The following is a 20,221-nucleotide window of genomic DNA, read 5'->3' on the forward strand; positions in this document are numbered from 1 at the left end:
GTTTTCAAAGGGTGCTCAGCTGTCAGTGAGACGAGCGCCTTACTTTGTGCTAAAATAATGGTGGATATAATTGAGGTGAGCAAATGAACAAAATAGAAAAGACGGAAAAGTGGGTTCAAGCAAAGCTTGCGCATGACACGACGGGACATGACTGGCAGCATATCGATCGCGTGCGTCGAAATGCAGTGCTTTTATATAAAAAAGAAGGCGGCAACCGGGAAGTTATTGAACTAGCCGCGCTTTTACACGATGTGGTAGATGATAAGCTAGTGGAAGATGTTGAAAAAGCGTATGAAGAAGTGCGGGAGTGGCTGAAGAGTCAGCGCGTAGAAGAAGAGAACTGCAAGCATATCGTTCATATTTTACAAACGATGTCATTTAAAGGCGGAAACCGTCCGGCTATGGCCACGCTTGAAGGTCAAGTTGTTCAAGATGCAGATCGCTTAGATGCAATTGGTGCGATTGGTATCGCACGTACGTTTATGTATGCAGGTTCTAAAGGCACGGCTCTGTATGACGAAAACATTGCTGTACGAAGTGAGATGACAGAGGAAGAATACAGACACGGAAAATCAACGGCTATTGCTCATTTTTATGAAAAGTTGTTAAAGCTGACTGCGTTAATGAATACTCAAACAGCACGGTCTCTAGCGCAAGAGCGACATACATATATGAAAGAATTTTTAGTTCAATTTAAGAAAGAGTGGAATTATCATTATGAAAATGCTGACTGTTGAAAACTTAACAAAAACATATGGAGAAAAAGAGCTGTTTCATCAGCTAACGTTTACAATTACGGAAAATGAGCGAATCGGCTTAATTGGTGTAAACGGAACAGGAAAATCGACGCTTCTTAAAATTATCGCAGGTCTAGAGCTGGGAGATGAAGGGGATATTGTTCATGCTAAAGACTACAGCGTGACATATTTACCTCAGCATCCCGATTTTGATGAAGACTTAACGGTTTTAGAGCAAGTTTTCAGCGGAGATACGCCCCTTCTTAATTTATTAAAAAACTATGAGCTAGCTCTATATGCGTTAGAGCAAGATTCTGCAAACGAGAAGAACCAGCAGACACTGTATGATTTACAGCAGAAAATGGATGCGATGAACGCGTGGGAAGCCAATTCTAACGCACAGTCGATCTTAACGAAGCTGGGAATTTCAAATATGAGTGCAAAAATCGGCGAACTTTCAGGTGGACAGAAAAAGCGCGTGTCAATTGCCCAAAGCCTAATTCAAACACCTGATTTATTAATTTTAGATGAGCCCACTAACCACTTGGATTATGAGACGGTTAAATGGCTCGAAGAATATTTATCCAAATATCAAGGAGCCGTATTGCTTGTTACTCATGATCGCTATTTCTTGGATGCTGTTACAAACCGAATTTTTGAATTAGACGGTGGAAATTTATATAGCTATAAAGGAAACTATGCTGCTTTCCTAGAAGGAAAAGCGATTCGAGAAGAGCAGGAAAAAGCAACTCAAGCAAAATTAAGCAACTTATATCGCAATGAATTGGCTTGGATTCGCCGAGGAGCAAAAGCGCGTACGACTAAACAAAAAGCGCGTATTCAGCGATTTGATGAATTAGAAGGAAAACTCGATTCTTCTGAAAAAGAATCATTGGATTTAAGTTTAGCAGGCAGCCGCCTTGGGAAAAAAGTGTTTGAATTAAAAGATGTGTCTAAGACGTATGAAAATAAAATCATTCTTTCAGACTTTACGCACATCGTGAAAAAACAAGACCGAATTGGAATTGTCGGTAAGAACGGAAGCGGAAAGTCTACCCTATTGAATATGATTGCAGGACGCATTGAGCCGGACAGCGGTGAAATTGACAGAGGACAAACGGTTAAAATTGCTTACTATACTCAAGAAAGCGATGATATGGACTTGAATCAACGCATGCTTGATTATATTAAAGAATCGGCAGAAGTTGTTCATACGACGGATGGGAAAATGATCTCTGCATCGCAAATGCTTGAGAGATTTCTATTTCCTTCACATACGCACGGAACACCGATTCAAAAGTTGTCCGGAGGAGAGCGCCGTCGTTTATATTTATTGAAATTGTTGATGACATCCCCAAATGTTTTACTGCTAGATGAGCCGACTAATGATTTGGATACTCAAACGCTAACGGTGCTTGAAGACTACCTCGAAGAATTTCCAGGTGTTGTTATCACGGTATCACATGATCGCTATTTCTTAGATAAAGTAGCAGATTACTTACTTGTCTTTGAAGGAGAAGGAAACATTTCGACTTATTTTGGCGCTTATACAGATCAATTAGAAGAAGCGGTGAAAAAGAAGCAGGCAATGGCTCAGCAGGCTAAAGTGAAAGAAGAAAAGCCAAAACAGCCGGAGAAAACGAAAAAGCGTCGCTTAACGTATAAAGAACAAAAAGAATGGGAAGAAATCGAAGATCATATTGCAGCAAAAGAAGAAGAAATTGAACGCTTAACAAGTGAAATTGAACAGGTGGGCAGCGATTATACAAAAGCGCATAACCTATCGTTAGAACAAGAAAAAGCAAATGAAGAATTAAATGCATTGCTTGATCGCTGGGCAGAGCTTTCAGAGCTGATTGAAGAAATTGAAAACGCGTAAACAAGTCGTTAGACTGAGTATAAGCCACATGCTACAATTTTAACGAGAGGAGTACGATACGATATGAACATTAAATCAATTGAGCCAACGCCAAGTCCGAATACAATGAAAATTAATTTAGACGAAGTGCTATCAGGCGGAAAAAGCAATAACTATACGGAAAAAAATGCTGAAGCAGCGCCTGAAGTTGTTCAAGACATCTTGAAAGTAGAAGGGGTAAAAGGAGTCTATCACGTAGCGGACTTCTTAGCAGTAGAGCGAAATGCTAAATATGACTGGAAGCAAATTTTGCCGCAAGTTCGTGCAGCGTTTGGTGAAGATTTGCAAAGCAGCAGCGAACAGCACAAAATGAATGAGCATTTTGGTGAGGTCAATGTGTCCGTTCAAATGTTCAAAAACGTACCAATGCAAGTTAAGCTAACGGATGGAAATGAAGAAAAGCGATTTGGTCTGCCTGAACGATTCGCAAAAGCGGTAGCAGAGCTTCAAAGCTTTTCAGATAATGTAGTGCTAGAACGGAAATGGAAAGAACAAGGCGTTCGTTACGGAGAGTTAGCGGCTATCGGAGACGAAGTAGTGGAAGAATTAGCAGCAGCATATCCGCAAGAAAGATTAACTCGCCTTGTAGCCAATGCACAAGAAGAAAAAGAAGGCGGAAAAACGGTACAGCCGCGTAAAACCTATAAAGTTACAGAAGAGATGCTAGAAGACAACGATTGGTCAGTGCGCTATGCCCATTTAGAACAAATGGATCCAACAGAAGCTGATTTAGACGTTTTAAATAAAGCGCTTGATGATGAAAAAGCATCTATTCGCCGCTTAGCTACGGTCTACTTAGGAATGATTGAATCAAAAGCGGTACTGCCTTATTTATACAAAGCATTAAAAGATAAATCAGTCACTGTGCGCCGTACTGCTGGAGACTGCATGTCGGATTTAGGTTTTGAAGAAGGTATTCCGGCAATGTGTGAAGCCCTTGGTGATAAAAACAAGCTTGTGCGCTGGCGTGCAGCGATGTATTTATACGAGGTAGGGGATGAGACGGCTCTTCCTGCATTAAAAGCAGCAGAGAATGACAAAGAATTTGAGGTGGATTTACAAATCAAGCTAGCGATTGAACGTATCGAAGGCGGAGAAGAAGCAAAAGGTTCTGTTTGGAAACAAATGACGGAAAGCAGAAAAGCATAAAAAAAGATCATTCACTTGAATGATCTTTTTTTATGACTGTTTTGCAGCGGGAGTTGGAAACTGCATAGGCTGCATCGTGTTATCAATTTTAATAGGCTGATAACCGGACTGTTTTAAGTAAGTCAAAATAGTCGGCAGAGACTGTGCCGTAAAGGATTTGTCATGAAATAAAATGACGGGTGTTCTTCCGTTGGAGTTAACCCCTTGAATATGAGGTTCAAGGCCCTGAATAATTCTAGGTGCAGAACGAAGTGCCCAGTCTTCACTGTCTACATTCCAGTCCCATAATTTAAAGTGGCTTAGCAACTCTGTACGGTGCGGCTCTTTTAAATAAGGAACGCTGCCGTAAGGAACGCGGATTAACTTACTGTCAACACCGGTTACTTTCTTAACTGTCGCTTGACACTCCTGCATTTCTTTTAACGCGGCGCCGTCTTCACTATACATGACATGAATATCATGAGAGACGCCGTGACAGCCGATGGCATGTCCTTCCTGTGCTACTTTTTTAGCAATTTCAGGGTGAGCGTCAATTTGATACTTTAACATAAAGAAAGTTGCTTTTACGTTATATTGACGCAAAGCATCTAAAATGTGAAGGGTATCAGGCGTTGGGCCATCGTCAAACGTAAGGTAAACAGGCTGTGTAAGAGCTTGATTTTGATCGTTCACGGTATTTCCTACATACATATTATGGTGAAGTGTATTAAGCAGCTTCTCAGGTTGTGCTGAAGATGCAGCTTCTTTCAGCGGCAATGCAGTAGATGCTAAGACTTGCTGAGATGCAGCGGATTCACTTCCTTTGGCTTCTGTAATAAAAAATAAAGAAGCGACGATCACTAACACTAAAGACAAAAATGCATAAAATCGTTTGTTTGGCTTAAATCGTTTGTTCGGTTTAAATCGCTGGTTCAATTTGAAAATCCTTTCTACTAAACTACTATTTACTACTATAGTACAAAAAATGGAATATTAATAGTAAAAATCGACATTTTTATGGAAAAAAATTAGATGATATGACCCGGTTTTAATCTTTTTTTGTCAAATGAAAAAGGAGAACGAGACAGCGATAAGGATTTGAAGAGTGAGTAGCTAGATTTTTCCTGGTTTTTATAGTATGCTTTTAGCGTGAATGATTGTTAGGAGGAATGTTAATATGTCAATGGCATATGAAGAATATATGCGTCAGTTAGTTAAACCAATGCGTCAAGAATTAACTCAAGCTGGTTATGAAGAATTAACAACAGAGGAAGCCGTAGTTGATTTTATGGAAAACGTAGAAGGAACAACTTTTGTTGTCGTTAATTCAGTTTGTGGATGCGCTGCTGGTTTAGCACGTCCTGCAGCAACGCAAGCGTACTTACAGTCTGAGCAAAAACCAGATCAAGTGGTAACTGTTTTTGCCGGTCAAGATAAGGAAGCAACAGCTAAAATGCGTGAATATTTTGGGGACATTGAGCCTTCATCACCGTCTATGGCACTTTTAAAAGGAAAAGAAGTTGTTCATTTTATTCCTCGACATGAAATTGAAGGTCAGCCGTTAGAAGTTATTTTTGAAAACATTTTAAATGGCTTTAAGCAGCACTGTTCATAAAATGTCCTGCTTTTGTCACATCTAGTATATAGATTTTTAAAGAAAAATCGCATATACTTTATAAGAAAAAGGATGTCTATCGGCATCCTTTTTCTTTATGTAAATAGCCAAACAGTGTAGGGGGAGTTATGAAAGTGATTGTTACGACTGCTGGTCGAACAAATGAACAGATGATTGTAAAAGCCAAACAAGTAGCCGCTGATTTAAGTATACCTTTTGTAACAAGAGAGAAGAAATCTGTTGCAGATCTTCAAAATCTTGAAGCGGCAGACGTGCTGGTTGTCGGTAAAAATAGAGTAGAGTTGCACGTCCAAAATGAAGAGGAACCTATTTTTTTTCATCCAAACTCCGCTATGTTTAGAGTGAAGAGATGGCTGCGGGGAGAACGTGATCCGTTTATTGAAGCTGCTGGTTTAGAAAAAGGAATGAGCATGCTTGACTGTACACTTGGTCTTGCATCGGATAGTATGATGGCGAGCGTAGCGGTAGGGAAAAGTGGGAAAGTTGTCGGACTAGAAGGCAACCGCTATGTAGCTTATTTAGTCAAACAAGGACTTTTAAATTGGGAAAGTGACGTACGAGAGTTGAATGATGCAATGAAGCGTATAAACGTGGTTCATCAAAATTTTGAATCGTTTTTGGCGTGTTGTGAAGATAATTCTTTTGATGTTGTCTACTTTGATCCGATGTTTCAAGAACAAATTGAGGAATCGAATGGAATTAATGGTATTAAAGCAATAGCACTGTATACCACGCTGACGCCAATGGCTATACAAGAAGCAAAAAGAGTAGCCAAACAAAAGGTCGTGCTAAAAGATCATTGGAAAAGCAGTCGTTTTAAAGAGCATGGATTTACTGTGCAAAAACGAAAAACATCAAAATTTCATTACGGGACAATTTATATACAAAAATAACCAAAAAAGTAAAATTAATTACGCTCATTGAAAAGACTTCCAAAACCTTTTAGGAATTAAAAAGTTTTGGAAGTTTTTTTTATGAATTTCATCTAAAGTTCATAAAAGTATGATATATTTTTGAACATAAAAATACTTTTGTGTTTAAGCATCCAGCAAAAAAGGAATATCTTGTATAGGTTTCCGCTCGGTGTGACAACCTCAAACAGAAGAAGGAAGGTGGTAACTGAAAAGTCGTCAAATGCCCGTAGACAGCATAAATGAATAAGCAAATATAGGTAAAAAATTAATAAGTATGTTACAATACCTAGTGAGTTATGATAATGAATTTTACAATATGAAAAGACCATATGGGAAAAGATGAGAAAGGAAAGATACGAATGCCTAGATGGATAAAAAGAATGCTAATTGTATTTATTACAGTATTTACATTTGGGCTTGTCACTCCACCAGAATATTTATACGTTGATGATGCAAAAGCGGACAAGCAACATAAAGCAGGGTATGTAAGAGAAACAACTCCTGTCACAGCTGTTATAGAAGATATTCATTTGCCATATGAAGAACCAAAATATGAAGACGTTTCATCATTTGTTACGTATGCAATGGAATCAGCTGAAAAACAGTCAGTGGAAAAATTCGGAACAAAAATTGGTCCTGTCATTGAAGATGAATTTCGTCAAGCAGTGTTACCTAAAATTGAAGAAGTGCTGACCGACATTGGCACTGAACGTGAACAGTCAATTCAGAATCTCGAGATAAGCGAGCACCCTGCTGCTGGCTACGGTGAAAAGATTTTCCATGTATATGACCGGGAAACCGGTCAGGACTTAATACGGTTTCATGTACGGCGTGAAAATCCTCCAAAAGATGGATACTGGTTTAATTTTCACTATCATGCGGCCGCAGATAATTTTCAAAAGCATTATGATTTAGGGAAAATTTATTGGAACCGAAACATGCCGCCTAAGTGGTTCAGCTGATAATAGACACAACATTCTACAATTTCGAAATGTTAGCTTTTTTAAGCTAGCATTTTTTTACGTCTAAAACCGTTATGGTCTAAATAAGCTGAAACATTAGCACAACGATAAAAAAATCGTTTATAATGAAGTCAGACTTCTTACTATAGAGTTGTAGGAAGGAACGAATAGACGCTGGAGGTAACACAATGAAACAATTTACGGAAGAAAAACAATTTCGCGAACAAATTAAGAATGAAACACTAAGCGTTGGGATTTTTACGACAACGTGGTGTCCTGATTGCAAACGTTTGGATATGTTTATTGATGAAATCGTTGACGAAAATACAGATAAAGCATGGTTTAAAATTGACAAGGATGAGTTTGAAGAACTTTCTGCTGAAAACAATGTAATGGGTATTCCCTCTCTTCTTGTATATAAAAACGGTGAAAAAATTGCGCACCTGCACAGTGCAAATGCTAAAACGCCTGAAGCGGTCCGTGAATTTTTAGCAACTCTTTAATTCCCTAAGCTGCGAGAGCATTCTCGCAGCTTTTTTTGTGAGAATGGCTATTTCCATTTTTCGATGAGTGGGGTATACTAGGACAAGTGAATAATCGTAAAGCAATAAGGTCTCAATTTAAAGATTGAGTGAAAAGGGAAGTCTGGTGAAAAACCAGCGCGGTCCCGCCACTGTAAGCGCTTTGTGCGTAAGTCAGGAGACCTGCCTTATTGTTAGCTGTGAAACCTTCGAGGAAGGGTGAAGCAGGGTAATGAACATACATATCAAGTATAGTGAACGGATTCTTTTCCTGCTTATCTTGACGTTACCTGCTTTGCTTTCAATTGAAAGTAAAGCTTTTTTATTTTGAAGCTGCTGCCGAGCAGTATACATAGTCAAAGCGGAAAAAACGGGATAGCGCTGCTTTTTGCATGATCATTTGCTTTTTCTTTAACGTGGAGGTTTCGTATTCACAATGAACAATATATAGGGGGAGTATTTAGATGAAAAAATGGCTTTCGTATTCCATTATTGCGCTGTTAGTCATCGTACTTGCTGCATGCGGTGCAGGCAGCCAAAGCAACAGTGATAAAAAAACGAAGCAAGATACAGAACAAACGTCACAAGCTGCATTTCCAGTGAAGGTAAAAGACGCGCGTGATAAAGAAATTACGTTGAAAAAACAGCCTAAGAAAATTGTTTCATTAATGCCAAGTAATACGGAGATTGTATATGCCCTTGGCCTTGAGAAAGAATTAGTCGGTGTCACAAGCAACGATGATTATCCTAAAAGCGTAAAGAAAAAAGCGCAGGTGGGAGATATGAACGTTAATGCAGAAAAAGTTATTGCTTTAAATCCTGATTTAGTGCTGGCACACGCTTCAAGTATGGGCGTTTCAGATGAAGTATTTAAACAAATTGAAAGTGCGGGTATTCCGGTATTTGTTGTAAAAGATTCAACAACGTTTGATACGGTTTATGATTCTATTACGCAAATTGGTAAATTAACGGGTAAAACAAAAGAAGCTAATCAAACAATTAAAGACATGAAAGAAAAAGTAGCTTCAATTGAGAAAAAAGCAAAAACGATTTCAAAAGAAGATCGTAAAAAAGTATGGATAGAGGTATCGGGAGCTCCTGAGATTTATACAACAGGAAAAGGTACGTTCATGAACGAAATGCTTACTATGATCGGTGCTGATAACGTAGCGGCTAGTGAAAAGGGTTGGGTTAAGTTTTCTGAAGAGCAAGTTGTTAAGTTAAACCCTGACGTTATTATCGCAACGTATGATGCAGACAAAAATGAGATTATGAAGCGTCCCGCTTGGAGCAGCATGACTGCTGTAAAAGAGGGGAACATCGAAAAGGTTGATCAAAACAAAATCAACCGCTTAGGACCTCGTATTGTAGATGGCTTAGAGGACTTAGCAAAAGCAGTATACCCTGAGGTGTACAATAAATAAAAAGAGGGACCATATTCCAGTTCGAATTGAAAAGGGGATTGGTCCCTTTTCACATCTTAAAATTGAAGAACGGCCTGAGCTTTTAATCATGAAAACCGAGACTTCTTATAAAACATACAGCTCAGGCGTTTTAGGAACAGGCATCATGGAAACGGACACCTTTTACAATCGATTTGTTCATAAAGACTATTATTCAGATACTCCTTCTTTAGAGTATGAGCAATATTTGATGAAAGAAAATGTGCGCCATGAGCAAATCGTAGGGTTGATGACAGCGGTTTGGTTAAAAGAAAGAGCGGTTTACTGTTACGAAGGCTACGGAGTAAGAGTAGCTTCCGTGATAACGGCTGGAGTAGGAAACGCAGTAGATATTACAGCTGACGAAGCTGTTCCATTTTATTCCTCTCCCGGTACAATTAATATGTTTTTTTTCGTGGAAGGCACGCTTACGGATGCAGCGTTTTTACAGCTTTTTATTGCCGCTACAGAAGCCAAAACAAAAACGCTGTCACAGCTGGGTGTCATAGATCCAGCTACAAAGACGATTGCTACGGGAACATCTACGGACAGTATCTCAGTTGCAGCGTCTCAGCAAGGACCATTATATGAATATGCAGGCTCTATGACCGCTTTAGGTCAAGCGGTAGCCAAGCTGGTAAAAATAAGCTTAGAGCAGGCACTTAAGGAAAAGAGGTGAAGAAATGAGTATTGCACAAGCGATGATTGCACACCTGACAGCCATGACGATTGCTCTACTCATTGACCGAATCATAGGCGACCCAGAAAATTGGCCGCATCCCGTTCGCTGGTTTGGCAAGTGGATTTATTGGATGGATTCCAGATTAAATAAAGGCGCAGGAAAACGATTCAAAGGATTGCTTCTTGTGATAAGTATGGTGGTGCTCGCAGGAGTTATTCCTTTTTTATTCCTTCATGCTTTGTACGGAGTTCATTTTATACTAGGTGTTTTAGTAGAGGGGGTAATGATTGCGACTACTATATCCACTCGTTCCTTAAGCGAAGCTGCTTATAAGGTGCAAAAGCCGCTTCAGCTAGGAGATATGGAGAAAGCTAGATATGAAGTAAGCATGATTGTGGGACGAGATACGGATCGTTTATCAGAAGGAGAAATTGCCAGAGCGACGGTAGAGACCGTGGCTGAAAATACAAGTGATGGTATTACAGCTCCGCTTTTTTATGCATTTATAGGAGGAGGAGCCCTAGCCTTTTTTTACCGAGCTATTAACACATGCGATTCAATGGTTGGGTATAAAAATGACCGCTACTTTCTGTTCGGCTATTTTAGTGCAAAAACCGATGACGTATTAAACTATATTCCAAGTCGGTTAACTGCAGTGGTGATGACCGCTGTTAATGTAGCAAAAAGCCAATATTCTCTTTGGCATGTAACGAGTTTGATTAAGCGCGATGCTAAGAAGCATCCAAGTCCAAATAGCGGATACGGGGAAAGTGCAGTGGCTGCCCTTTTAGGTATTCAACTCGGCGGGCTTAATACATATAAAGGCATAGAATCTAATCGTGCAAAAATGGGCGAACCACTCATTCCCCTGCAAGCCGGTCATATTGAACAAGCTGTTTTCATTATGAAAAGGACGGTCTATGCTACGTGGTTATTCTATCTTTTGTTAGGAGGAGTTATTAGTGCTATTACCTACACATGGAGCTAACCCCAATGTCTTTTTAAAAGCAATAGGGGCCGAGAATTTGTCGCATCTAAAAGACTTTAGCGTAAACACAAATCCTTTAGGGGCTCCCCTTGTTCTTCACGAAAAGTGGAACGAATTCAAGGAAGCTGCGTTTAGTTACCCTGATCCTGAAGTAACAGAACTAAAAAATAAACTTGCAGCTCATCATCATGTTTCCGCTGCTCAAGTGCTGCCCACAAATGGAGCCGCTGAAGCGTTTTTCCTTATTGCTTCTTTATTTTCAGGAGAGAAAGCGGGGATTGTACAGCCGACGTTTGTCGAATACGAACAGGCAAGTAAAGCGTATGGATGTGAAGTGACATACGTTCCTTTAGCTGAAGAAAATGGCTGGAGCTGGGATATAGAGTTGATTATGAGTATTCTTCCGGATATAAAAGTACTATGGATTTGTCACCCAAATAATCCAACGGGCGTTATGTATAGTCACGAGGAATGGATGAAAGTAGTAAAAGCTGCTGCTCATCATGGTACATACTTAATAATTGATGAAGCATTTATTGATTTTGTCGAACATCAGCCTTCATTTGATTCTCTTATTCTAAACTATGAACATCTCATTGTTGTGCGTTCGATGACAAAGATGTTTAATATTGCGGGGCTTCGCCTTGGCTATATTTTGGCAAATGAAAAAATCATTAGCAAGATGTCTAAAAAACAACCTCCTTGGAGTGTAAACGGATTGTCGCAGCAAGTAGGGATGATATGTGTAGATGAAAAAGATTTTGTGAAAAAAACCGTACATTATATTAAACAAGAACGAAAACGGATCTTGAGTCAATTAGAAGAATGGGGGCTTTTGGTTTCTCCGTCTCAAACAAACTATTATCTTTGCAGCGTTCCGTCTTCTATTAAAACGCGCGATTGGCTTATCTATTTAGCAAGCCGCGGTGTGGTAGCTCGGCATACCGAAAACTTCCCATTTTTAAATGGACGCTATATCCGTTTGGCTGTGAAAACGAAAGAAGAAAATGACTATTTACTTAACGTAATCAAACAAGGACTCGATGAAATATGATCATCTTTATTAGCGGAGGGGTTCGAAGCGGCAAATCACGTGCAGCGGAGAATATGGTTCAAACTTTTTGTACAAAGCGCGCTGTTTATATTGCCACAAGCCGGCAAACAGATAGTGAAATGCAAAAACGTATCCAGCTTCATCAAACAGAACGTCAAGCGGCGAACACGCCTTGGGCAACGATCGAGCAGTCTGTAGATTTACAACAAATTCTTCCAAACCTTCGAAGTGATGATACTATACTCTTGGACTGTGTCACAAACTGGCTTGCCAATGAGCTTTTTTTAACCGAAAAAAGGTGGCAAACAAAAGAAGGTAAACAAGAGGTTTTTCGTCAGATGATAGAAGCGCTCGATAAGCTGTTTGCGCAGTCTCAGACGGTCGTGCTAGTATCTAATGAACTGTTTGAAGCGGGCGTGTTAGAGGAGCCGACATATAGCTATATGCATATGTTAGGGAAATTACATCAGTATATTGTAGAAAAAGCAGATGTGGCTATTTGTGTAGAAGCGGGACTTTCCCGTTTTAAAAAAGGAAAGGAATGTGTAAGCAAATGAAAGAATGGATAGCCATACTACGAATCTCTCTTCAGTTTTTTACGATCTTACCACTGGCTAAAACCGTTCAATGGACTGAAAAAAGAACGGCACGCTCACTTTTTGTCCTGCCTTGGATTGGCATATTACTAGGTTTAATGTTTTATAGCTTTTTACAGCTGCTTCACTATTCACCTATCACTGCTATTGTTAGCAGTATTTTAGTTTTGCTTTTGCCGCTTGTTTTAACGGGTGGTCTTCATGTAGACGGGTGGATGGATGTAAGTGATGCGTATTTTTCCCATCAGTCAAAGGAAAAGAAACTGCAGATTTTAAGCGATCCGCACGTTGGGTCTTTTGCTATTCTTTCTCTTATTGTTCTGCTTCTGCTGCGCTTTAGTGCAATCTATGAATTAACGTCTCTTTCTTCTTTATCGGTTTGGGCATGTATAACCGTCTTTACACTTCCAAGAATCGGAGCCGCTTTCTTAGTCATGAGAGATAAGCCCGCTAAAGATACGGGGCTTGCTGCTTATTTTCAAAAAGGAGTCACCAAATGGTCTATTTATGCATTTATCGTCATGAGCCTATTCTTAGTTGCTATTTTCATTGTTTTTATAGACAATAAATTCATTATCTTTTTCTTTGCCGGTTTTTTATGGCTCTGGATACGGTTTTATCGTTCGCAGTTTGGTGGCGTAACAGGAGATGTTATAGGTGCAACCATTGAAGGAGGAGAAACGTTTTTATGGATAATCCTTTGGTTATCACATGTATTCGCCATGGCATGACGCTTGAAAATCAACAAAAAAAATATATAGGGTGGAGTGATCCGCCTTTAAGTATAGAAGGGAAAAATGAATTAAAAGAGCTTTCTCTAGAGCCGGAGCTCGTTATTTCCAGTGACTTAAAAAGAGCGCTAGAAACAAGTTCAATTGTTTTTCCTAAATCTCAGGTGATTAAAAGGGAAAGTTGGCGTGAGCTGCATTTTGGAGATTGGGAAGAGAAGACGTATGAAGATTTAAAAAACATACGGGCATATAGAAATTGGATCGATCACTGGGCAGAACATACGCCTCCGAATGGTGAAAGCTTCTCAGGATTTTCAAACCGAGTTTGGGAAGCTTGGGAAGAAGCGGTCGATTTGGCGGCTAGTCAGCAATTGCGTCACATTGCTATTGTTTCACACGGCGGACCACTGCGTTTACTTGCGTCCCATTTTAAACAGACAGCGTCGCTTTGGGATGTTTCTTTTTCTTATGGAGAAGGTTTTTCAGTAACGTGCACATACAAACAGGCAAAGGAGAGAAGAGCATGCATTTCGTATTCGGCGGTGCATTTACCGGCAAAAGAAAATGGGTGAAGCAGCAGTATGCCAGTGAGTCGATAAAATGGCATTGTTTGTATGAAGACCCCGTTTTACCGGCCATTGAGTTTGAAGAAAGTTACATTGTGCTAGAAGGATTTGAGCACTATGTTAAGGAATTAATACATAGCGAGCTGGAGGCTCCGCATCTTGTTGTTAAAAAGGTCATACAGAAGTGGAGAGACAGCGGTGTATGGGAACAGTTAATAGTGATTGGAACTGAAGTCGGCAAAGGCATTGTTCCTTTAGATCCAATAGAGCGGCAGTGGAGAGATGAATGCGGGTATGCGTATCAGCATTTGGCGGCACATGCCCAGAAAGTAGATCACATTTGGTACGGAATTGCTAATCGATTGAAGGAGGAAATACAATGAACATTTACACAAAAACAGGGGACAAAGGGCAGACAAGCTTAATTGGAGGAAGAGTAAATAAAGATGATATTCGAGTGGAAGCATACGGGACGATTGATGAGCTAAATGGCTTTGTAGGTCAAGCGATTTATCAGCTGGATGAAACAACATTAAAAGATGTAAAAGAAGAGCTAATTACGATTCAGCATGAGCTTTTTGACTGTGGAAGTGATTTAGCATTTGCAAAAGATGATCATCCGTACAAAGTAACGAATGACATGATAGCAGTACTTGAAAAGCGCATTGATGTCTATATGTCAGAAGCGCCGGCCATTGAGCGTTTTATTTTACCTGGAGGCACACCTGCAGCGACAACGCTTCATATTTGTCGGACGATTACACGCCGCGCAGAACGGCTTGTTGTTGGCGTGCAGCGTGAGCATAAAATTAATGTGGCGGTGCTTCAGTATTTAAATCGTTTATCCGATTATTTCTTTGCTGCGGCTCGAATCGCTAACGCGCGAGAAAATGTACGAGACGTAGAGTATATTCGCAGTGCCAAAGTATTTAAACAACCTAAAAAATAATGTATAAAAAACGGTCGAGCTAAAAGCGATCGTTTTTTTTTTTTTTTTTTTTTGAGCTATTTCGATAGGCAAAATAAAGCTATAAAAAAGAGGTAAATGCATCTATAATGATAAGAGACAGAGAGATAAAGAAAAGAGGTTGAGAAATGAATCAAGATTCTAAACGAGCAGGTATTGTTTATACAGCCAGCGCTTACGTTATGTGGGGGCTTTTTCCGCTTTACTGGAAGCTTCTTGGCGAGGTGAATGCGAATGAAATACTCGCTCACCGCGTTATATGGTCATTTGTTTTTATGCTTTTACTTTTGCTTGTGACAAAGCAAATGAGTTCTTTAAAGAAGACGCTTGGTTTATTATTTCGTAATACGAAACAAGCGGCCATTTTATTTGTGGCTTCAGTGCTGATCAGCATCAACTGGTTCGTTTACATTTGGGCGGTTAACCATAATCATATTATTGAAACAAGTTTAGGTTACTACATCAATCCGCTCGTTAGTATTTTGCTTGGCATAGTCGTTTTAAAAGAGAAGCTTAATTTTTGGCAAGGTGCTTCGGTTGGATTGGCTGCTATAGGTGTTATCGTTATGACAGTTACATACGGACATATCCCATGGGTATCATTAAGCTTAGCGTTTAGCTTTGGTTTGTACGGTCTTGTAAAAAAGACTATTCAGTTAGAAGCAAAAGTAGGATTAACGATTGAAACAATGATGGTTGCACCTATTGCAGTTATTTATTTTATTTTTCTTTTAGTGAAAGGATCTTCAAGTTTTTCCCTTCAGTCGCTTGATGTGAGTGCTCTTTTAATTGGAGGCGGTGTTGCTACAGCTATGCCACTATTGTATTTCGCTAAAGGGGCCCCGCTTATTCCGCTATCGATGGTCGGTTTTTTGCAGTACATTGCTCCTACCATGACGCTTTTATTAGGGGTATTCGTGTATCACGAACCGTTTTCTAGCGTGGAAATGATTGCCTTTTTGTTCATTTGGGGCGGGTCGGTGATGTTCATTTTATCTAAAACTAAGTTCATGAGCTCTCATCAGCCGAAATTCTTTAAAGGGCGTTCAGCTTAACGGACAAAAAAGCGGATATCTTTAGATATGCGCTTTTTTGTCTGCTGTAAAGAAATAAAAACGGAGACGGAAAAGTCACCGTATGTATACTTTATAGCTTCCGCTTGAAATGAGCGTTCAACTGACCTTGAAGCATTTGGTTTTTTACTTCTTTCATTTTTCTCGCTTCATCTTTTTTAGCCAGTTCTGTGCGTATTTCACTCGTTTGAACTCCTTCTTCTATACGATCGGCAATATCCATTAATCGTTCGACGTCTGAAAACGAATATTTCCGGATACCCGTATTGGTTCGGTCCGGAAAGAGCAGGCTTCTTTTCTCATAGTAGCGAATTTGTCTTTCTGATAAACCGGTTAATTCTTTTACAATCCCAATAGACATGACTTTTTTATCTCGATATGACGCTTCATTCGTAGACAATCTCCCTCACCCCTGAGTACGTAGTAGTATGTTATTATAAAGGAAAAAAATACAAAAAATTATAACATGTAATACATTCTAACATATATATGTTATATTTTTGAATTACTATGTGAGAAAAAGTGACATAAATAATGAAATAGGGAAAAGAGTCCTATAAACTAATGATTAACTCGATCCCAAGTGGTTAACCATACAGGATAAAGCCTTGTGGTTAATCACTTGCTTTCAAAATGATGAATAGAAAATAAATGTGAGAATATACATAAATTCTAAAAGGGAAGGGCGTTTTACATGGCTGTGCAACAATTGAAAAAAGAAGAGATTATTGAGCTGGCAAAAGAAATTATTGAACTCGATTTGAAAAGAGATGAAAAATTTGAAGAATTGACAGAGTTAGCCGGAAATCGTGCATATGAAATTTTGCGCAGAGTACAAAATGCCTGTTTATAAGTAATAAAAAAATCCCGCCTAGAGCGGGATTTTTAATGAGATTGTTGTTCAAGATTAAATAATTCTTGTTTCATCTTAGCGTGATCGAGGTTTTCACCTATAAAGACAAGAGTGGTGGGCAGCTTCATCATTTCTTTCATATATAGAGGCATGCCGTATGAATATTGAAACGAATACGTATCATTCGAATGAGTGAAGCGCATATAGCCTTTAATGCGATAAATGGTATCTGGCATTTGGCGCAGCCAATTTTCAAATAATTCAAGATCCACTTTTTTTGTAAACTCATATACAAATGTTTTCAAATGAAGATGATCTTCAACATGAGCCTTATGGTGCGGCTGTTTTTGAGACAGCTGAGCTTTTTGAATCACATCAAGCTTCACGCGGGAAAATGTCGTTAATAATGTCCTTGCACTAGCGTTAATGGATTGAATCTCAAAAAGCAGGGAAGACTTTTCTGACTCAGACAGCATGTCCGTTTTATTTAATAAAATTACATCCCCATGTTTTACTTGTTCTTGAAGAAGTTTTTGAAGTTGAATGCTTAAGGAACCACGTTCTTTCCATCTTGTCGCATCCAGTGTGGTGATAATACTTTTAATCGTAACTTGATGCGCAAAAAGAGGAGACATACAAGCATCTAATACTTCAATGGGATGGGCAACTCCCGTTGTTTCTATATAGATAGCATCCAATGTGTTCTCCTGTAAAAGTGAATGAAGCTGCGTTTCAAATTGACCTTGAATCGTACAGCACACGCAGCCATTTAGCAATTCTTTTAACGGCGTGTCTTCTTCTACTTCATTTGAGTCAATCGAAACTTGGCCAAGCTCATTCATCACAACAGCAATATTGCGATTACGATCTTTTTCTTGCTGAAGCAGCTGTTTAAGCAACGTTGTTTTTCCGCTGCCTAAAAATCCAGATAAAATGTAGATTTCTGTTTTCATTTCAGTCTCTCCTATGTAAATAACATTATTTAAATCGGAATTTTTCCGATTACGGGTTGGTAAATCGTATATCCAAGAGGGGATAAATGTCTAAACGTAAATTTTTATGCTTTTTTGTATTCATTATAACAACTTTAAAAGCGCTATGGCTATCTTTTGTAGAAAACTCAAAATACAATGAAATAAGAATATTATAAAATTTCAAACTAGCTGTGCTACAATAAAAGAAAAAGAAAAGGGGAGCAAAAGTTATGCGAATATTAGTTTTAGGCGCAGGCGGCGTTGGCGGTTATTTTGGAGGCAGGCTTGTGGAAAAAGGAGAAGATGTTACTTTCCTTGTCAGAGAACGCAGAAAAAAAGAGCTGGAACAAAACGGACTTGTGATTAAAAGTGCACACGGTGACTTCACTTCACCTGTACAAGCTATTATAAAATCTGAGGTAAAAGGACCTTATGATGTTATTTTGTTCACAACGAAGGCTTATCATCTTACACAAGCAATTGAAGATGTCCGTCCTTTTGTAGGGAATCAGACCGTTGTAATACCTTTGTTAAACGGTATGGCTCATGTCGCTCCATTGCAGGAAGCTTTTGGGGAAGAGAAAGTCATTGGAGGGCTGTGCTTTATTGAAACTACTTTAAACCAAGATGGAGAGGTCGTCCAGACGAGTCCTGCTCACAGACTTGTATTTGGTGAATTTAAGCAGAAGGACACAGAACGATTACAACTGATTGAGCAAGCGTTCAGTGGTACAAAAGCTTCGTTTGTGAAAAGTTCATATATTGAACAGGATATGTGGCATAAGTATTTGTTTATTACGGTTATGTCAGGCATGACTACTCTTATGCGCGCACCTGTTGGACCAGTTTTAGCAGCAAAAGGCGGGCGTCAATTTGTGCAAGAACTTTTTAAAGAAGTGGAAAATATTATGATGGCCTACGATGCACCATTAGCCGAAGGAATCATTGAACAGCATATGAATACGATGGACAAAATGACGTATGACATGAAGTCATCGATGCAGCGCGACATGGAAAAAAGCTCTCAAATTGAAGGAGACCACCTTCAAGGATATTTGCTGAAGTTAGCTGAAAAATCGTCTATACACGTACCGCTTCTTCAAACTGTACATACGCATCTAAAAGTATATGAAGAAATGTTAAAAGGTTATCAAAAATAATGACAGCAAAAATTGATTTAGCAGTCATGCAAGTATTGCAAAAGCTGCTAAGTACAGCAGAAATGGGACAATTGCCTTCCGCTCCTGGCATTTATTTTTTCTTCGATGAACCCGGCCGGCTTTTGTATATCGGAACCACGACGGGCTCTCTATCAGAAAGAGTAAGAGCTCACGTTGCAGGAAAAGGTGTTAGCAATACAAAAAAATTCCACAAAGAAATTCATGCGGTTGGATATATTGAAGTTCATGGATTAAAAAAAGAATTAGATATGTTGAGAACGATGCTTGTGAATGGTTATTTTCCAAAATACAATAAACAAGATGTAAAAAGAGAAAATGAATACGACATTTACACCGTTCACGGCAGAGTCCTTAGGGATACAGGAGTTAACAAGAAAAAAGTCTCTAAGCGAAAAACGGTGCTAAAGCCAACGTTAAAAGAGATAGAGATTCGTCAAGAAAACAGCGATATTACATATGCACGAGTCGCAAATATGAATGCTGAAGATCGAGTGAAAAAATTGTGGTCTTGTCAAGAAGCAGGAGCGCAGCTACATCTTCCGGAGTCGAAAGTGTTAGCAATAAGTGACCGGCTCTTAAAAGAACAGTATACATTTCAGCGAGATATGAAAAAGAATATGATGTTTACGATGCGGGATTTAGTTGTTATTCAAGTGTTGTTAAATTTAAATCCGACTCATGATTTGAAAAAGAGAGAAATAAAGGAAGCCATCAGTTTAGTGCGTAAATTTGGCATAGAAGAAGCTCTTCGCATCTCTGAAAAATTACTCAAAACGTAATAAAATCCATGATCATTGTGATCATGGATTTTATCATTTATCATTCGCGCTTAAGCTAATTCGTCAATAACTTTTGGTAGAGCCATAATGGAAATAACGCAAAGTGAACTGACAACTTGATGCATTTCAAAAATGGCAATGATGAATAACATCAGTGATATATATAATTGAAGGCCTTTTAATCCCCACGGCTTGCGATCGAAAAAAAAGTCGCTAAGTACAAATACAAAGAAAATGAGCGAACTGAACAAAATAATCATGGATGTAGACATGGAACGATCATAAGCAATGATAAATAACAAAGCGAGAAGCGACACAACAGATATAACTTTTAATGTTTTAATCATCGTGTTTTTATTCACTTTTTTCACCTTCATTTGTAGGATTGATCTTTCATCCTCATTTTATAGGATAGTCAAAAGTTCTAAAAGTCAAACGAATAAATCATAACAACAATTTAACATCTTTATACTACATTTACATTGAGAGAAAAAAATGGGCGGGTTTTGAGCTTTGTGT

General features: G+C 39.0%; 24 protein-coding genes and 1 riboswitch. Of the genes, 20 read left to right on the forward strand and 4 right to left on the reverse strand.

Annotation, left to right across the window (positions count from 1 at the left end; all coding sequences use genetic code 11):
- The first annotated feature begins 83 nt into the window (after positions 1–83).
- The 3 genes from WKH56_RS28645 to WKH56_RS28655 all read left to right on the forward strand — a co-directional run bounded on the left by WKH56_RS28645 (position 84) and on the right by WKH56_RS28655 (position 3,804).
- Positions 84–737: an HD domain-containing protein gene (locus WKH56_RS28645; RefSeq protein ID WP_033578763.1), complete on the forward strand. Its 654-nt coding sequence runs from the start codon at positions 84–86 to the stop codon at positions 735–737.
- Complete coding sequence (locus WKH56_RS28650) at positions 718–2,616, forward strand: ABC-F family ATP-binding cassette domain-containing protein (RefSeq protein WP_033578764.1); 1,899 nt, start codon at positions 718–720, stop codon at positions 2,614–2,616. Before WKH56_RS28645 ends, WKH56_RS28650 begins: the two co-directional genes overlap by 20 nt.
- A 63-nt stretch (positions 2,617–2,679) precedes the next feature.
- Positions 2,680–3,804: a conserved virulence factor C family protein gene (locus WKH56_RS28655; protein ID WP_034269350.1), complete on the forward strand. Its 1,125-nt coding sequence runs from the start codon at positions 2,680–2,682 to the stop codon at positions 3,802–3,804.
- A 30-nt stretch (positions 3,805–3,834) separates the two neighbouring features.
- On the opposite strand, the gene WKH56_RS28660 is transcribed toward WKH56_RS28655, so the two are convergent.
- On the reverse strand, positions 3,835–4,719 hold the full coding sequence (locus tag WKH56_RS28660; protein ID WP_028413647.1) for a polysaccharide deacetylase family protein: 885 nt from the start codon (positions 4,717–4,719) through the stop codon (positions 3,835–3,837).
- A 241-nt stretch (positions 4,720–4,960) separates the two neighbouring features.
- Between WKH56_RS28660 and WKH56_RS28665 the strand changes: the two genes are divergently transcribed.
- The 14 genes from WKH56_RS28665 to rarD all read left to right on the forward strand — a co-directional run bounded on the left by WKH56_RS28665 (position 4,961) and on the right by rarD (position 15,897).
- Complete coding sequence (locus tag WKH56_RS28665) at positions 4,961–5,398, forward strand: BrxA/BrxB family bacilliredoxin (RefSeq protein WP_013056693.1); 438 nt, start codon at positions 4,961–4,963, stop codon at positions 5,396–5,398.
- Positions 5,399–5,526: 128 nt separating this feature from the next.
- Positions 5,527–6,312, forward strand: coding sequence for a class I SAM-dependent methyltransferase (locus tag WKH56_RS28670; RefSeq protein WP_221833481.1), 786 nt, complete (start codon positions 5,527–5,529; stop codon positions 6,310–6,312).
- 380 nt (positions 6,313–6,692) lie between these two features.
- Positions 6,693–7,295 (forward strand): YpjP family protein, encoded by a 603-nt coding sequence (locus tag WKH56_RS28675; protein ID WP_028413645.1) that lies wholly within the window; start codon positions 6,693–6,695, stop codon positions 7,293–7,295.
- Positions 7,296–7,483: 188 nt separating this feature from the next.
- Positions 7,484–7,798: a thioredoxin family protein gene (locus WKH56_RS28680; RefSeq protein ID WP_013056696.1), complete on the forward strand. Its 315-nt coding sequence runs from the start codon at positions 7,484–7,486 to the stop codon at positions 7,796–7,798.
- A gap of 90 nt (positions 7,799–7,888) precedes the next feature.
- Positions 7,889–8,021, forward strand: a riboswitch (cobalamin riboswitch).
- A 259-nt stretch (positions 8,022–8,280) separates the two neighbouring features.
- Positions 8,281–9,240, forward strand: a complete 960-nt coding sequence (locus tag WKH56_RS28685; RefSeq protein WP_028413644.1) for an ABC transporter substrate-binding protein — start codon at positions 8,281–8,283, stop codon at positions 9,238–9,240.
- A gap of 88 nt (positions 9,241–9,328) precedes the next feature.
- Entirely contained in the window at positions 9,329–9,937 is a 609-nt protein-coding gene (locus WKH56_RS28690; protein ID WP_048021298.1) for an adenosylcobinamide amidohydrolase, read from the forward strand.
- A gap of 4 nt (positions 9,938–9,941) precedes the next feature.
- A complete protein-coding gene (gene cbiB, locus WKH56_RS28695) occupies positions 9,942–10,928 on the forward strand; it encodes an adenosylcobinamide-phosphate synthase CbiB (protein WP_033578767.1) in 987 nt (328 codons plus the stop codon).
- A complete protein-coding gene (gene cobD, locus WKH56_RS28700; RefSeq protein WP_028413641.1) occupies positions 10,903–11,982 on the forward strand; it encodes a threonine-phosphate decarboxylase CobD in 1,080 nt (359 codons plus the stop codon). Before cbiB ends, cobD begins: the two co-directional genes overlap by 26 nt.
- A complete protein-coding gene (locus WKH56_RS28705) occupies positions 11,979–12,539 on the forward strand; it encodes a bifunctional adenosylcobinamide kinase/adenosylcobinamide-phosphate guanylyltransferase (protein WP_028413640.1) in 561 nt (186 codons plus the stop codon). Before cobD ends, WKH56_RS28705 begins: the two co-directional genes overlap by 4 nt.
- Complete coding sequence (cobS, locus tag WKH56_RS28710; protein ID WP_028413639.1) at positions 12,536–13,309, forward strand: adenosylcobinamide-GDP ribazoletransferase; 774 nt, start codon at positions 12,536–12,538, stop codon at positions 13,307–13,309. Before WKH56_RS28705 ends, cobS begins: the two co-directional genes overlap by 4 nt.
- Positions 13,267–13,881 carry a histidine phosphatase family protein gene (locus WKH56_RS28715; RefSeq protein ID WP_048021295.1) on the forward strand — a complete coding sequence of 205 codons (615 nt, stop codon included), beginning with the start codon at positions 13,267–13,269 and terminating at the stop codon, positions 13,879–13,881. Before cobS ends, WKH56_RS28715 begins: the two co-directional genes overlap by 43 nt.
- Positions 13,833–14,258, forward strand: a complete 426-nt coding sequence (locus tag WKH56_RS28720) for a bifunctional adenosylcobinamide kinase/adenosylcobinamide-phosphate guanylyltransferase (protein WP_033578770.1) — start codon at positions 13,833–13,835, stop codon at positions 14,256–14,258. Before WKH56_RS28715 ends, WKH56_RS28720 begins: the two co-directional genes overlap by 49 nt.
- Complete coding sequence (locus WKH56_RS28725; protein WP_310884365.1) at positions 14,255–14,824, forward strand: cob(I)yrinic acid a,c-diamide adenosyltransferase; 570 nt, start codon at positions 14,255–14,257, stop codon at positions 14,822–14,824. The genes WKH56_RS28720 and WKH56_RS28725 overlap by 4 nt, the downstream gene beginning before the upstream one ends.
- A gap of 146 nt (positions 14,825–14,970) precedes the next feature.
- On the forward strand, positions 14,971–15,897 hold the full coding sequence (rarD, locus tag WKH56_RS28730) for an EamA family transporter RarD (protein WP_048021292.1): 927 nt from the start codon (positions 14,971–14,973) through the stop codon (positions 15,895–15,897).
- A 91-nt stretch (positions 15,898–15,988) separates the two neighbouring features.
- Here rarD and WKH56_RS28735 read toward each other — a convergent pair whose 3' ends face one another.
- The gene (locus tag WKH56_RS28735; RefSeq protein WP_013082852.1) at positions 15,989–16,315 is read right to left on the reverse strand and encodes a MerR family transcriptional regulator; all 327 of its coding nucleotides are present in this window, start codon (positions 16,313–16,315) and stop codon (positions 15,989–15,991) included.
- Between the two features lie 294 nt (positions 16,316–16,609).
- Here WKH56_RS28735 and WKH56_RS28740 point away from each other — a divergent pair, with 294 nt between their 5' ends.
- On the forward strand, positions 16,610–16,768 hold the full coding sequence (locus WKH56_RS28740; protein WP_013056708.1) for a hypothetical protein: 159 nt from the start codon (positions 16,610–16,612) through the stop codon (positions 16,766–16,768).
- A gap of 32 nt (positions 16,769–16,800) precedes the next feature.
- Here WKH56_RS28740 and WKH56_RS28745 read toward each other — a convergent pair whose 3' ends face one another.
- Positions 16,801–17,721 carry a CobW family GTP-binding protein gene (locus WKH56_RS28745; RefSeq protein WP_014460454.1) on the reverse strand — a complete coding sequence of 307 codons (921 nt, stop codon included), beginning with the start codon at positions 17,719–17,721 and terminating at the stop codon, positions 16,801–16,803.
- 251 nt (positions 17,722–17,972) lie between these two features.
- Between WKH56_RS28745 and panE the strand changes: the two genes are divergently transcribed.
- Positions 17,973–18,902, forward strand: a complete 930-nt coding sequence (panE, locus tag WKH56_RS28750; protein ID WP_048021290.1) for a 2-dehydropantoate 2-reductase — start codon at positions 17,973–17,975, stop codon at positions 18,900–18,902.
- Positions 18,902–19,702 (forward strand): GIY-YIG nuclease family protein, encoded by an 801-nt coding sequence (locus WKH56_RS28755; RefSeq protein WP_028413633.1) that lies wholly within the window; start codon positions 18,902–18,904, stop codon positions 19,700–19,702. The genes panE and WKH56_RS28755 overlap by 1 nt, the downstream gene beginning before the upstream one ends.
- 50 nt (positions 19,703–19,752) lie before the next feature.
- Here WKH56_RS28755 and WKH56_RS28760 read toward each other — a convergent pair whose 3' ends face one another.
- Positions 19,753–20,064 (reverse strand): hypothetical protein, encoded by a 312-nt coding sequence (locus WKH56_RS28760; RefSeq protein ID WP_016763842.1) that lies wholly within the window; start codon positions 20,062–20,064, stop codon positions 19,753–19,755.
- Positions 20,065–20,221: the final 157 nt, after the last annotated feature.

The sequence above is a fragment of the Priestia sp. SB1 genome (assembly GCF_038898415.1).